The sequence below is a fragment of the Maritimibacter sp. genome (genome assembly GCF_016774595.1).
In the GTDB taxonomy this organism is placed as follows: domain Bacteria; phylum Pseudomonadota; class Alphaproteobacteria; order Rhodobacterales; family Rhodobacteraceae; genus Maritimibacter; species Maritimibacter alkaliphilus.
This window is the reverse complement of sequence record NZ_JACBWT010000001.1, coordinates 513,719-526,752: the sequence shown is the minus strand read 5'-3', so window position 1 is coordinate 526,752 and position 13,034 is coordinate 513,719. Positions and strand designations below refer to the sequence as shown.

The 13,034-nt window shown below is 64.8% G+C and carries 12 protein-coding genes; 7 read left to right on the top strand and 5 right to left on the bottom strand.

Annotation, left to right across the window (positions count from 1 at the left end):
• Positions 1-109 precede the first annotated feature (109 nt).
• From HOY44_RS02685 to HOY44_RS02665, 5 genes are all read left to right on the top strand, one after another.
• Entirely contained in the window at positions 110-1,138 is a 1,029-nt protein-coding gene (locus HOY44_RS02685) for a BMP family lipoprotein (protein ID WP_008335175.1), read from the top strand.
• A gap of 77 nt (positions 1,139-1,215) precedes the next feature.
• A complete protein-coding gene (locus tag HOY44_RS02680; protein WP_008335176.1) occupies positions 1,216-2,739 on the top strand; it encodes an ABC transporter ATP-binding protein in 1,524 nt (507 codons plus the stop codon).
• Complete coding sequence (locus tag HOY44_RS02675) at positions 2,736-3,887, top strand: ABC transporter permease (protein WP_008335177.1); 1,152 nt, start codon at positions 2,736-2,738, stop codon at positions 3,885-3,887. The genes HOY44_RS02680 and HOY44_RS02675 overlap by 4 nt, the downstream gene beginning before the upstream one ends.
• Positions 3,884-5,158, top strand: a complete 1,275-nt coding sequence (locus tag HOY44_RS02670; protein WP_287432865.1) for an ABC transporter permease — start codon at positions 3,884-3,886, stop codon at positions 5,156-5,158. Before HOY44_RS02675 ends, HOY44_RS02670 begins: the two co-directional genes overlap by 4 nt.
• A 257-nt stretch (positions 5,159-5,415) precedes the next feature.
• Positions 5,416-6,684, top strand: a complete 1,269-nt coding sequence (locus HOY44_RS02665) for a glycerate kinase type-2 family protein (RefSeq protein ID WP_287432864.1) — start codon at positions 5,416-5,418, stop codon at positions 6,682-6,684.
• A gap of 203 nt (positions 6,685-6,887) precedes the next feature.
• On the opposite strand, the gene HOY44_RS02660 is transcribed toward HOY44_RS02665, so the two are convergent.
• The 5 genes from HOY44_RS02660 to HOY44_RS02640 are packed head-to-tail and all read right to left on the bottom strand — an operon-like array spanning position 6,888 to position 11,328.
• Positions 6,888-7,832, bottom strand: a complete 945-nt coding sequence (locus tag HOY44_RS02660) for a Gfo/Idh/MocA family oxidoreductase (RefSeq protein ID WP_287432862.1) — start codon at positions 7,830-7,832, stop codon at positions 6,888-6,890.
• A 14-nt stretch (positions 7,833-7,846) separates the two neighbouring features.
• The gene (locus HOY44_RS02655) at positions 7,847-8,698 is read right to left on the bottom strand and encodes a class III extradiol dioxygenase subunit beta (protein WP_008335186.1); all 852 of its coding nucleotides are present in this window, start codon (positions 8,696-8,698) and stop codon (positions 7,847-7,849) included.
• Positions 8,698-9,096, bottom strand: a complete 399-nt coding sequence (gene ligA, locus HOY44_RS02650) for a protocatechuate 4,5-dioxygenase subunit alpha (RefSeq protein WP_008335187.1) — start codon at positions 9,094-9,096, stop codon at positions 8,698-8,700. Before ligA ends, HOY44_RS02655 begins: the two co-directional genes overlap by 1 nt.
• Positions 9,093-10,034 carry a DUF1932 domain-containing protein gene (locus HOY44_RS02645; protein ID WP_287432860.1) on the bottom strand — a complete coding sequence of 314 codons (942 nt, stop codon included), beginning with the start codon at positions 10,032-10,034 and terminating at the stop codon, positions 9,093-9,095. The genes ligA and HOY44_RS02645 overlap by 4 nt, the downstream gene beginning before the upstream one ends.
• Before the next feature lie 55 nt (positions 10,035-10,089).
• Entirely contained in the window at positions 10,090-11,328 is a 1,239-nt protein-coding gene (locus tag HOY44_RS02640; RefSeq protein ID WP_287432858.1) for a LysR family transcriptional regulator, read from the bottom strand.
• 178 nt (positions 11,329-11,506) lie between these two features.
• Between HOY44_RS02640 and HOY44_RS02635 the strand changes: the two genes are divergently transcribed.
• Complete coding sequence (locus tag HOY44_RS02635) at positions 11,507-12,244, top strand: PIG-L deacetylase family protein (protein WP_008335190.1); 738 nt, start codon at positions 11,507-11,509, stop codon at positions 12,242-12,244.
• Between the two features lie 11 nt (positions 12,245-12,255).
• A complete protein-coding gene (gene ligK / locus HOY44_RS02630) occupies positions 12,256-12,948 on the top strand; it encodes a 4-carboxy-4-hydroxy-2-oxoadipate aldolase/oxaloacetate decarboxylase (protein WP_287432857.1) in 693 nt (230 codons plus the stop codon).
• Positions 12,949-13,034 lie beyond the last annotated feature (86 nt).

Genomic DNA, 13,034 nt, shown 5'->3' with positions numbered 1-13,034 from the left:
CATGTCTGCAGGGGGAATCGCTGCCGTCCCGGTCACGCGTTGCCTGCCAAAAAAATAAACTAACCTGCCGCGCCCGAACGTCTTGGCGTGGTTCGACATGGAGGTCTTAATGACGTTTCTCAACAAAATCACGGCCCGCACCGGGCTTGCCGCCGCGCTGCTCGCCGGCACGGTGATGACGGCTTCGGCCTTCACCGCCTGTCAGGTGACCGACACGGGCGGCATCGACGACGCGGGCTTCAACCAGACCGCGTGGAAGGGCGTGCAGGATGCGATGGAGGCTTCGGACATCGAAGGCCGTTTCCTGGAATCGCAGGCCGAAACCGATTACGAGGCCAACCTGAACTCGCTGATCGAAGGCAACTGCGACATCATCGTCACCGTCGGCTTCCTCATGGGCGACGCGACCAAGGCAGCCGCCGAGGCCAACCCGGAGCAGAAATTCTCGATCGTCGACTTCGCCTATGATCCCACGATCCCGAACGTGCTGGGTCAGGTCTATGCGACCGATCAGGGTGCGTTCCTTGCCGGTTATCTGGCCGCTGGCATGTCCCAGACGGGCGTCGTCGGCACTTTCGGCGGCATCAACATCCCGCCGGTCACCGCGTTCATGGACGGCTTCTATTACGGCGTTCAGTATTACAACGAACAGAAGGGCACCGACGTGATGGTTCTGGGCTGGAACCCGGAAAGCTCGGAAGGCCTGTTCACCGGTAACTTCGACAGCCTCGACGATGGCCGTGCCTTCGCCGAGAACCTGCATCAGGAAGGCGCCGACATCGTCATGCCCGTCGCCGGTCCCGTGGGCCTTGGTTCGGCGCAGCTTGCCGACGAGATGGGCACCGACAGCCTGAAGATCATCGGCGTCGACGCCGACCAGACCCAGACCGACCCGGAAAAGGCGCATGTCTATCTGACTTCGGTCCTCAAGCGCATGGACTCGACCGTGACGCAGGTGATCGACATGGCGATGAACGACACGTTCGAAGGCGGGCTGATCGTCGGCACGCTTGAGAACGAAGGCGTGGGCCTTGCCCCTTATGGCGCCTTCGAAGATTCCATTCCGGAAGAGCTGAAAGCCGAGATCGAGGCCGTGAAAGCGGGCATCATCGACGGATCGATTCAGGTCGGCATGTAATCTGACCCTTTGCCGCCGCCGGTGAAACCCGGCGGCGGTTTTCCGTCCAAAACCTGTCCAATCGGGGAGGGCAGCCCATGGATGTCGAACTGCGCGGTCTGACCAAGCGCTTCGGCCCCGTCGTCGCCAACGACAACGTCAATCTGCACATCCGCGCGGGCGAGGTTCTGGGCCTGCTCGGCGAGAACGGTGCGGGCAAATCGACCATGATGAACATGCTCTCGGGGCTCTACACGCCCGACGAGGGCGAGATCCTGATCGACGGCAAGCCGGTTAAGTTCGAAGGCCCCGGTGACGGGATCGCCGCGGGCATCGGCATGGTGCACCAGCATTTCATGCTCGTCCCCGTGATGACGGTCGCCGAAAACGTCGTGCTGGGCGTCGAGCCGACCGGCAAGTTCGGATACCTCGACATCAAGAAGGCCCGCCGTCAGGTCGAGGAGATCAACGAGAAATACCGACTGCACGTGCCCCCCGACGAACTGATCGAAGAGCTTCCGGTGGGCATCCAGCAGCGCGTCGAGATCCTCAAGGTGCTGTTCCGTTCTGCGGATGTGCTGATCCTTGACGAGCCGACCGCCGTGCTCACCCCGCAGGAGGTGCGCGAATTCTTCGGGATCGTGGACACCTTGAAGAAAGCCGGGAAAGCCATTGTTTTCATTACGCATAAGCTGCACGAGGTTCTGGAGATTTCGGACCGGATCAGCGTGCTGCGCCAAGGCCGGATCACCGGCGAAGGCGACCCCAAGACGCTGACGGAATCGGATCTTGCCGAGATGATGGTGGGCCGCCCGGTCAGCTTCACGACCGCCAAGGGCGATGCCAAGCCGGGCCGCACCATGCTGGAATTGCACGATGTGACCATGCTGGACGAGAACGACGACAAGGTGCTCGACCGCGTGTCGATGACCGTGCGCTCGGGCGAGGTCGTGGGCGTTGCGGGGGTGCAGGGCAACGGCCAGACCGAATTGGTCGAGGCGATCACGGGGCTTGAGCGTGTGGCGTCGGGCAAAATCGACTTCGACGGCACCGACATCACCTATGCCCGTGTGCGCGAGCGTCACAAGATGGGCATGGCCCACATCCCCGAGGATCGGCACAAGTCGGGAATGGTGGACAGCTTCTCCGTCGCCGAGAACATGGTGCTGAACAACTATTACGCGCCGGAATATTCAAAAGGCTGGGCGATCGACTGGCCTAAGGTGCACGAGACGGCGGCGAAATATTGCGTCGAATTCGACGTGCGCACGCCGAGCGTGTTTCTGCCCGGCGGGGCGCTGTCGGGCGGCAACCAGCAAAAGATGGTGGTGGCGCGCGAATTGGAGCGTCAGACCAAGCTCGTCATCGCCTCGCAGCCGACACGCGGGGTCGACGTCGGGTCCATCGAGTATATCCACGAGCGGCTCATCGCCAGTCGGGACGAGGGCGACGGGGTGCTGATCGTATCCTCGGAGCTGGACGAGATCATGGGGCTCTCGGATCGCATTTACGTCATGTACGACGGCAGGATCGTCGCGGAATTCGACAACACCGGCGGCAAGGCCGACCGCAATGCCGTGGGCCTCGCGATGGCGGGGTCGTTTGAAGGAGAGGCCGCATGAGTTCGGGACCGGACCTCAAGGAAGTGAATGAACGGATGCGCGGCTTGATGGCGCGCACCACCCATGGCCGCGACGATTTCGAGGATCTCGTGATCGTGCCGCTGTTCGCCGTGGTCGTGGCGCTGATCTTCGGCGCGCTCATCATGCTCGCCACCGCCGTCGACTTGCCGACCATCGGGCGCAGCTTCGTGGCGCTCGCGGTCGGCTCGGTCGGGTCGCTGTCGGCCTGGTCCGAGACGCTGACCGCTTCGATCCCGCTGGTTCTGGCGGGTCTGGGTCTTGGCCTTGGCTTCCGGGCGGGCCTGTTCAACATCGGGGCGGAGGGACAGCTTCTGATGGGCGGTCTGGCCGCCGTCGTCGCGGGCTTCACCTTGGCCGGTCTGCCGTGGATCATCCATTTGCCCCTGACGCTTCTGATCGGGGCGCTGGTCGGGGCGCTTTACGCGGCCATCGCGGGGTTTTTAAAGGCGACGACCGGGGCGCATGAAGTCATCTCGACCATCATGCTCAACCTCATCTCCTATCGCCTGCTCGACTGGCTCCTGCGGCAGCCCTTCATCCAGCGCGAGGGTCGGTCCGACCCGATTTCCAAAGACGTTCCGCCCTCGGCGGAACTGCCCCGCATCCTTGATTTCATCGACGTGAACCTGCGCCTTCACGCGGGTATCTTCGTGATGCTGGCCGCCGTCGCTTTCGTCTACTGGATGCTGTTTCGCTCGAAAATCGGCTTCGCCTTCCGCGCTTCGGGCGAGAACCCGGATGCGGCGAACTACGCGGGCATGAACGCGGCCTTCATCATCGTGCTGGCGATGGGCACGGCGGGTGCGCTCGCCGGTCTTGCTGGTGCGACGCAGGTCACCGGCGTTCTGGGCCGCGCGAGCCCCGGCTTTTCGGCCGGGATCGGGTTCGACGCCATCGCCGTCGCGCTTCTGGGCCGGTCGCATCCCGTCGGCATCCTGTTCGCCGGCATCCTGTTCGGTGCGCTTGAGGCAGGCGGCCGCCAGATGCAGGTTAGCGCGGGTGTCTCCATCGACCTGATCGGGATCATTCAGGCCCTCATCATCATCTTCATCGCGGCCCCGCTTCTCGTGCGCGCGATCTTCCCGTGGGGCTTCCGGAAACGCACCAAACGCGTGGGTGACGCATGACCGACATGACCAGCCAAGCCACCCCGTCGTCCGACGAGAAACTCGACAGCGCCTCGGCCCGCCGTGCGCGGATCATGGGCGGGGTGCTCATCGCGCTCGCCCTTCTGGTGCTGTTCGGGCTGAACGTGACACCGGGCGAGGTCGCGACCTTCCGCCTGACCACGCCGCGCGATGCCATTCAGGTCGGCAACCTCGTCGTCCCCGGCGGGCCGTTCAACATGATCGCCGCGGCGCTGCTTGCCTTTCTCGGCGTGCGCCAGTTCCTGCGCGGCGGCGCGAAGTGGACGAACCTGAGCCTCGGGATCGGTCTCGCCATTCTCGTGATGGCCTTCCTCGTCTGGGCGACGGCGGGCAAATCGTTCTCGCTCACCGGCATGTTGCAGGCCACGATGGTGCGTGCCGTGCCCATCGCGCTGGGCGGGCTCGCGGGCGTGTTGTCCGAGCGTGTGGCGGTGGTGAACATCGCCATCGAAGGGATGCTTCTGGCGGGCGCCTTCACCGGTGCGCTCATCGGGTCGCTTCTGGGCGGGTGGGTCGGCATGTTCGCCGCGATCCTCGTCGGTGGCGGCTTCGGCATGCTCCTCGCCGCCCTCGTCGTGACCTACCGAATGGACCAGATCATCGCGGGGGTGGTCATCAATCTCTTCGTCTTGGGCGTGACGAGTTACGTGTCGTCGCAGGTGTTTTCCGAATACCGGCACCTGAACAACGCGCCCACCTTCCGCGCGTTCAAGATCCCGCTCTTGGGCGACATTCCGGTCATCGGCCCGATGCTGTTCAACCAGAACCTGTTCGTCTACGGCGCCCTGATACTGGTCGCGATCTCGACCTACTACCTGTTTCACACCAAGAACGGGCTGCGCGCGCGCGCCGTGGGCGAGCACCCCCGTGCCGCCGACACGCTGGGCGTCGACGTCTATCGCACGCGCTATATCCACGTGACGCTGGGCGGCATGGTCGCGGGCTTCGGTGGCGCATGGTTCACGCTCGGCTCTGTCGGGCGGTTCGACGAGAACATGACGAACGGGCGCGGCTACATCGGGCTGGCCGCCATGATCTTCGGCCGGTGGCATCCGGTCGGGGCGCTTTCGGCTGCGCTGATCTTCGGCTTCGCGGATTCGATCCAGCAGAAACTGGCGCTTCTGAACACGCCGATCCCGTCCGAATTCCTCGCCATGGCGCCTTATATCGCGACGATCATCGTGGTCGCGGGCCTGATCGGCCGATCGAAACCGCCAGCAGCGAACGGGACGCCCTACACCAAGGAATAAAGGGGTGGAGCGTCCCGAATTCGAACAGTGACAACTGAAAAAGGGTGTTGCGTGACCGTGGATCAGAAGACCGATTTGCCCGATCCGGGAACGCTCCATGTCGCGTTGGGTCGGTCGAACCACTCACAAGACCGAGCCATGCGTAACACCAAGGACTTTAATCTCACACTCTGGGACGTAAAATGGTGGAATTCCACCATGTTGGCGCTTACAAACTTATCTGAGGGAGTCGGGTTTGACCGGTGCGGGGCGGCCGCATGACACCGGACGACCGCGCCCTCCTGACCGACCTCTTCGACGCGGCGATCCGGGCCGCCGATGCGACGCAGGCATTGGGGCCGAACCTGCCTGCCCTCCCAAAGGGCCGGACGGTCGTGATCGGTGCGGGCAAGGGCGCGGCGCAACTCGCCGTCGCTTTCGAGGATCTGTGGGCAGCCCCATACGAAGGCGTCGTGGTCACGCGATACGGATACGGGGCCAAAACCCGAACCATTCGCGTGATGGAAGCCGCCCATCCGGTGCCGGATGCTGCCGGGATCGAAGGGGCCGAGGCTCTGTTCGCGGCGGTCCAGGGGCTGACCGAAGACGACCTCGTCATCGCGTTGATTACCGGGGGCGGGTCGGCCCTGCTGCCTGCGCCCCCCGACGGCTTCACGCTCGCGGATGAGCAGGCCTTGAACGAGGCGCTCCTTGCCTCGGGCGCGCCGATTTCCGCGATGAACGCGATCCGAAAGCATTTCTCGCGCATGAAGGGCGGGCGGCTCGCGGCGGCGGCGCATCCGGCCAAGGTGGTGACGCTGATCGTGTCCGATGTGCCGGGGGACGATCCGGCGCAGGTGGCGTCCGGCCCGACGGTTCCCGATGCGACCGATGCAAAGGCGGCGCTGGCAGCGATCCGGGCTTGGAATGTCGCGTTGCCCGACCGCATGTTGGCCGAAATCGAGGCCTGCGTTGCGCCTGATCCCGCGGACCCGGCCTTCGCGGGCAACGAGGTCAGGGTGATCGCCTCCGCCGCCCGCTCGCTCGACGCCGCCGCCGCCCGTGCGCGGGACCGCGGCCTTCCGGCGGTGATCCTCTCCGACGCCATCGAAGGCGAGGCGCGGGAGGTCGCTCGCGTCCACGCGGCGATCGCGGGCCACTCGGCCACCAAGGCCCAGCCCTTCGAACCGCCCGTCGTCATCCTCTCGGGCGGCGAGACGACAGTGACGCTGAAAGGGCAGGGGCGCGGCGGGCGGAATACCGAATTCCTGCTCGCCTTCGCCATCGCCGTCGACGGGTCGACAGGGATTGCCGCGTTGGCCGCCGACACCGATGGGATCGACGGAAGCGAGGACAACGCGGGGGCCTTTGCCGACGGCACCACCGCCGCGCGCCTGCGCGAAGCGGGCTACGACCCGTCGGCGCTTCTTGCAGGTAACGACGCTTTCACGGCCTTCGAGGTTCTCGGCGATCTGTTCACCCCCGGCCCCACGGGCACCAACGTGAACGACTTCCGCGCCATCCTCGTGCGCCCGTCGGACGGCTAGGCGCCCCACATCCCGTCTTTCCGGTCCGAAAATATCCCCGCCGGAGGCAAGAAAGTTCTGCGAGACCTCGCCAACCGGCGACCGGCCCGAGACCGTCTCGCCACCGCCACATGACACCGAGCGCAGCGAGGCGCCCCCCCCAAAAAAATCAAAGGGCCGCGCGAAGCGCGGCCCCGGATCGTCCCGCGATAGCGGGGCGAAACTTATTTGAACCCGCGCTCGATGGCGTCGAGGGTCTCCATCGCGGGCAGCACCTGAGCGACGGCACCATTCGGCTCGCGGCCTTCGGCGATGGCCGAGACGAACTCTCGGTCGATCAGCTCGATCCCGTTGTTCGACACGGCCACGCCCTCCAGATCGATCGGGTTTTCTTTCCCGTCGAACAGGTCGTCATAGCGCGCGATATAGGTGCCGTTGTCGCAGATGTAGCGGAAGAAGGTCCCGAAGGGGCCGTCGTTGTTGAAGGACAGCGACAGGGTGCAGATCGCGCCCGACGGGGTCTTCATGCCGATGGCCATATCCATCGCGATGTCGAGGTCGGGGTGCTTGGGGCCTTGCAGGCCGAAGCTCTCCGACACGCTCTCGCCGGTCTGGTACTGGAACAGATCGACCGTGTGGCAGGCGTGGTGCCACAGCAGGTGATCGGTCCAGGACCGGGCCTCGCCCTTGGCGTTGGTGTTGGTGCGGCGGAAGAAATAGGTCTGCACGTCCATCTGCTGAATTTTCAGCTCGCCCGCGTCGATCTTGTTCTTGATCCACTGGTGCGACGGGTTGAAGCGGCGGACCTGCCCGGCCATGGCGACCAGCCCGGTTTCCTTCTGCTTCTCGACCACCGCGATGGAATCCTCGAGGCTGTCTGCCATCGGAATTTCCACCAGCACGTGCTTGCCCGCATCCATACAGGCGATCGCCTGTTCGGCGTGCAGCTGCGTGGGCGTCGACAGGATCACCGCGTCCACGTCACCCCGCGCAAGGCATTCGTCCAGCGTCGTCGCCCAATGGCCGACGCCGCGTTCTTTCGCGAAGGCTTCGATCTTTTCCGCGGTCGGCCCCATCACCGAGGTCACTTCGACCTCGGGAATGTTGGCCAGCGCGTCCATGTGTTTGATCCCGAAGGCGCCATAGGCGCCGGCGACACAAATACGCATGAGGGTTCCCCTTCTTAGGCGTGGTTTTCGAGGATGAGGTGACCGACGGCGGTGTTCGACGCGGGCACGTGATAGTGTCGGTGAACTTCCGTCACCTTCTCGTCCAGCGCGCCGCGCATGACGAGCCACATGACCATTTCGATCCCTTCCGAGCCGGTTTCGCGCAGGAACTCGACGTGCGAGATCTTGCGGGCCTTTTCGGGTTCATTGACGAGGATGTCCATGAACTGCTGGTCCCAGGTCGCGTTGATGAGCCCGGCGCGCTGCGCCTGAAGCTGGTGGGACATGCCGCCGGTGCCGTAGATGTGGACGTTGATGTCCTCGTCCCAGCTGTCCACCGCGCGGCGGATCGCCTGACCCAGCGCGTAGCAGCGGTTGGCGGTCGGCGCGGGGTATTGCACGACGTTCACGGCGAGCGGGATCACCAGCGTGCCCCAGTCGTCCTCGGGCGTCTTGTCGCCGAACATCACCGACAGCGGCACGGTCAGGCCGTGGTCCACGTCCATCTCGTTCATGATGGTGATGTCGAATTCGTCAAGGACGAGGCTCTGGGCGATGTGGCTCGCGAATTCCTGATGGTTCTTCACCACCGGCACCGGGCGCGGCCCCCAGCCTTCGTCGGCAGGCGTGAACTCGGCGGCGCAGCCCAGCGCGAAGGTCGGAATGACACTCGCGTCGAAGGCGGTGCAGTGGTCGTTGTAGACGAGGAAGACCACGTCCGGCTTGTTCTTCTTGTTCCACTCGCGGCTGTATTCGAACCCTTCGAACACCGGCACCCAATAGGGTTGCTCGGTGATGTGCTGGTCCATGGCCACGCCGATGGCGGGCACGTGGCTGCACGCGATACCTGCTGTGATCTTGGCCATTATTTCTTCTCCCATTCGGATTTGTAGCGGTTGCCGTCGGGGCTGCGGCCGCCGTCGACCATCATCTTGCGATAGTCGTCCCGGCTCATGCCCGACATCATCGCGGCGAGGTCCTGAAAGACGATGCCGTCGAACGCGCCGAGTTTCGAGGTGTAGTAGATGTTTCCGCCAAGCTCGAGCAGGCGGTTCCAGTCACGGTCGCGGATCGCCTGTTTCTGGTCTTCGGTCATCTTGAACTTGGCCATATGGGCTTCGGGGTCATCCCGAAACGCCTGCCGGTTCTCTTCTTTCGAGAGCGAGATGCAGAACTGGTTCAGCCAGTAACCCTGGCGGGAGCGGTCCGCGTCGAACACGAACGTGCCCGGAATATCGTCGTATTCCTTCGGCTTCCTGGTCATGGGGTATCCTCCATTTGCGCGTTTCCAAGGGCTGCCAGAATGGCCTCGGCCCTGTTTTGATAATCTTCCGGCGTCCCGGTCAGGCCGAGATCGCCCATGGCTTGCTGCCACGCCACGGTCGCGGGTGTCATGCGGGCCGCGATGCCGAGGTCGGCGACGGTCCGCACCACTTCGCGCATTTCGGCGGCCCGGCGGATGCCGTGGGTCGTGGTCCGTTCCATATTATAAGCCGCCCGCGCCGCCCAATCCCAGCCCGGCATGGATGCGTCGAGCGAGGCGACCACTTCCTCCGCCACTCCGGCTTCGACCGCCGACAGGATGCATTCGAGCGTCAGCGCCTCGATCCCCTTGACCATCACGGACCGGATCATCTTGATCGACGAGGCGCGGCCCACATCGCCCTCGACGACGCGGACGGTCATGGACAGCCCGGCCATCAACGCCTTGGCGCGGCGGGCATGGGGGCCGGACACCAGCATGGGCGAGGCGTGCAGCTTGGGGTGGATCGGCGACATGATCGCGGTATCGACATAGCGACCGCCCGCCGCTTCGATCACCGTGGCCGAGGCTTGCTTGGTGCCCGGCGCGCAGGAATTGCAGTCGAAATAGAACGTGCCTTCGGGAATCTCCTCGGCAACGGCGCGGGCCGCGTCATGGGCGCTGTCCGCCGTTACGAGCGAAAAGACGGCGCGGGTGCCCCGCGTCGCGTCGCTCACCGTGTTCGCCCCCGTCACGCCGGCAGCGCCGTAGCGGTCCCACATGGCCGAGGCGAGCGCATTGTCCGCGCCGGTCGTCTTGATGTCGAAGGCGCGAAGCGTGACACCGACCCCGGCCTCACCCCAGCCTTGGGCAAGCGCGGCCCCGGCTTCACCGAAGCCGATCAGCGCGATCGGGGTCGGTTCGGCCCCGAAGCTGTCTATGTCTCGATCTGTTCGCATCTGATTGCGATGTAGGCACGCCCCGGCCCAATTGGAAATTCATTGCCCTGATTGGCTATTCGATTTGGGTAGAGGGCGGGCTTTCACGGCGCGTCGCGGCGGCCCGGATCAGGTCGAGAAACCTTGCCTGCGTGGCCGTCGGCACCCATCCGGTGCGGGTTGTGAGCCCGATGGGGCGGCGGCTGTCGGGCAGGTCCATGTCGAGCTGCACCATGTCGCCATGGGCGATTTCGACCTCGGCCTGATGCGGCGAGAGAATGGTCAGGTAATCGCCCCGCGCCAGAAGCCCCCGGACCAGCACCATGGACGAGGATACGATGCGCACCGGCGTTTCCTGCATGTCACCGATCTGGAGCGTCCGAAACAGGTAGGACCCGCCCGGTGTTTCCTTGGGCGGGGCGATCCACGGATAGGCCAGCGTATCGGAAATGCCGATGTTCCGGCGTTCGGCGAGGGGATGGTTCGGCCCCGCGACGACCGAGAGGCGGTCCTCGAACAGCGGCTCCTGCACCACGTCGTCCACCGGCACCGGATCGCGCAGCGCGCCGATCAGAACGTCGATGTCGCCATAGCGCAGGCCGCGCAGCAATTCGGCATAGGGCGCGTCGATGGTGCGGATCTGGACACCGGCGGACCCTGCGAGCAGGGCGTCGATGGCTTCGGGCAGGATGCGCGTGCGCGACAGCGGCATCGAGCCGACGGTGATGCGCGTGCTGTCGCGCCCTGCAAGCCGGGTCAGATCGTCGAGCCCCTGATTGAGTTCGGCTTCGGCCAGCTTGACCGAACGGGCGAAGGCTTCGGCCTGCGGGGTCAGTTCGATCCCGCGACGGCCCGCTGAGAACAGCTCCATCCCCGACAGCTTTTCCAGATCGCGCCCGGCCCTGTGGATGGAGGGTTGCGAAATGCCCAGCGTTCGGGCGGCGAGGCTGAAGTTGCCCGCGTCCCGGATCGCGATGAGCGCGCGCAACTGGGCGGCCGTGACCCGCAGGTGGAAGTCCGGCACCGGCTTGCCCTCGCGCCGCCCGATCCTGACCGCAAGCGCCGCGCCATGGGCCAGATGCCCGAACATGCGCCGCACCCGCGCCAGAAGCGCGCCGCCCGCCTTGGTCGGGAACATGCCTTCGGTCCGCCGGTCGAGAAGTTTGGTCCCCAGCCGCGCCTCAAGCCCCGAGATCGCCTGCGTCACCGCAGGCTGGCTCAGGTGCACTTTATGGGCGGCGGCCGAAATCCCGTGGGCGTCGGCAACCTCCATGAAGGCGCGCAGATGCCTGAGGTTCAGGAATTCGACCGACATATCAGTTCCTTGTGCATGTGGAGCATTCTGAACCCGCCTCTCGCCTATAGCAAATATTTATGCGCGGCGCGTGGGATTCAAATGGAAAGGCACGTGCCGTCTGCACTAAGCCGTGAGCGATGGTCCGGGGTCGCCCGCAGGGCCGTGGCACGAACAGGATCCATGGGAGATAGACGTTATGTCCGACAAGAAAACCGCCCTCGTCATTTCCGCGCACTCCGCCGACTTCGTCTGGCGGGCCGGTGGCGCGATCGCGAAGCACGCCAAGTTGGGTTACGACGTCACCGTCGTCTGCCTGTCTTACGGCGAGCGTGGCGAAAGCGCGAAGCTGTGGAAGCAGGAGGGCATGACGCTCGACAAGGTCAAGACCGAGCGGCGCAAGGAAGCTGAAAACGCGGCGTCGGCTCTGGGTGTCCACGACATTCAGTTCTTCGATATGGGCGACTACCCGCTGGAGTTCACCCGTGAGTACAAAGACAAGATGGTCGACGTGATCCGCGCGGTGCAGCCGAAGTTCATGTTCAGCCATTCGAAGTGGGACCCCTATAACACCGATCACATGAACACGACGCAGTTCGCGCTCGAAACCCGCATGATGGCGCAGGCCTGGGGTCACAATCCGGGCGAGAAGGTGCTGGGCGCACCCCAGCTTTACCTGTTCGAGCCGCACCAGACCGAGCAGATGAACTGGAAGCCGAACATCTTCCTCGACATCTCGGATGTGTGGGACAAGAAATGGGCCGCCATTCAGTGCATGCAGGGGCAGGAGCATCTGTGGCACTTCTATGAGAACGTCGCCCAGAACCGCGGCAACCACTTCCGCCGCAACTCCGGCGGACAGGCGGGCGGCAAGGCCGCGACCCATGCCGAAGGGTTCGAGGCGATCTTCCCGCGCACCGTCGACGAGCTGGACTGAGGGGAGGCCGCATGACCTATCAACCCGGAACCACCGGTATCGTCGTCCAGAACATCGAACGCGCGGACCCGGCCGTGATCGACGGTCTGGCAAAGTGTGGCGTGGCCACGGTGCATGAGGCGCAGGGCCGCAAGGGGCTTTTGAACAGCTACATGCGCCCGATCTATCCCGGCGCGCGCATCGCCGGCTCGGCCACGACCATCCTCGCCCCGCCGATGGACAACTGGATGATCCACGTGGCGATCGAGCAGTTGCAAGAGGGCGACTTGCTGCTCCTTGGCACGATCAGCCCGTCGGATGCCGGCTATTTCGGCGACCTGCTGGCGACCAGTGCGATGGCGCGGGGCTGTCGCGGGCTGATCATCGACGCCGGCGTGCGCGACGTGGCCGATCTGAAAGAGATGGGGTTCCCCGTGTGGTCCAAGGCCATCGGGGCGCAGGGCACGATCAAGGAGACGCTCGGTTCGGTCAACGTGCCGGTCGTCTGTGCCGACGAGCTGGTGAACCCCGGCGACGTGATCGTGGCCGATGACGACGGTGTCGTCGTCGTGCGCCGGGAAGAGGCCGCCGAAGTGCTGAAAAAGGCGCAGGCGCGCGAAGCGAACGAGGCCGAGAAGCGGGCCAAGTTCGAGGCGGGCGAGCTGGGGCTCGACATCTATGGCATGCGTCCGCGGCTCGAAGAGAAGGGCCTGAAGTACGTCTGAGGGGTTTCGCCCCGGCTGACGCCGGGGCGACCGACCGGGGGAGGCCAGCCTCCCCCGGACCCCCTCCGGGATATTTCGGACCGGAA

What these genes read in the sequence shown, in the direction of transcription:
- ligK (WP_287432857.1), top strand. Translation starts at nt 12,256, where the DNA reads ATGACCTATCAACCCGGAACCACCGGTATCGTCGTCCAGAACATCGAA.
- HOY44_RS02635 (WP_008335190.1), top strand. Translation starts at nt 11,507, where the DNA reads ATGTCCGACAAGAAAACCGCCCTCGTCATTTCCGCGCACTCCGCCGAC.
- HOY44_RS02660 (WP_287432862.1), bottom strand. Translation starts at nt 7,832, where the DNA reads ATGCGTATTTGTGTCGCCGGCGCCTATGGCGCCTTCGGGATCAAACAC.
- HOY44_RS02685 (WP_008335175.1), top strand. Translation starts at nt 110, where the DNA reads ATGACGTTTCTCAACAAAATCACGGCCCGCACCGGGCTTGCCGCCGCG.
- HOY44_RS02675 (WP_008335177.1), top strand. Translation starts at nt 2,736, where the DNA reads ATGAGTTCGGGACCGGACCTCAAGGAAGTGAATGAACGGATGCGCGGC.
- HOY44_RS02680 (WP_008335176.1), top strand. Translation starts at nt 1,216, where the DNA reads ATGGATGTCGAACTGCGCGGTCTGACCAAGCGCTTCGGCCCCGTCGTC.
- HOY44_RS02645 (WP_287432860.1), bottom strand. Translation starts at nt 10,034, where the DNA reads ATGCGAACAGATCGAGACATAGACAGCTTCGGGGCCGAACCGACCCCG.
- HOY44_RS02670 (WP_287432865.1), top strand. Translation starts at nt 3,884, where the DNA reads ATGACCGACATGACCAGCCAAGCCACCCCGTCGTCCGACGAGAAACTC.
- HOY44_RS02665 (WP_287432864.1), top strand. Translation starts at nt 5,416, where the DNA reads ATGACACCGGACGACCGCGCCCTCCTGACCGACCTCTTCGACGCGGCG.
- ligA (WP_008335187.1), bottom strand. Translation starts at nt 9,096, where the DNA reads ATGACCAGGAAGCCGAAGGAATACGACGATATTCCGGGCACGTTCGTG.
- HOY44_RS02655 (WP_008335186.1), bottom strand. Translation starts at nt 8,698, where the DNA reads ATGGCCAAGATCACAGCAGGTATCGCGTGCAGCCACGTGCCCGCCATC.
- HOY44_RS02640 (WP_287432858.1), bottom strand. Translation starts at nt 11,328, where the DNA reads ATGTCGGTCGAATTCCTGAACCTCAGGCATCTGCGCGCCTTCATGGAG.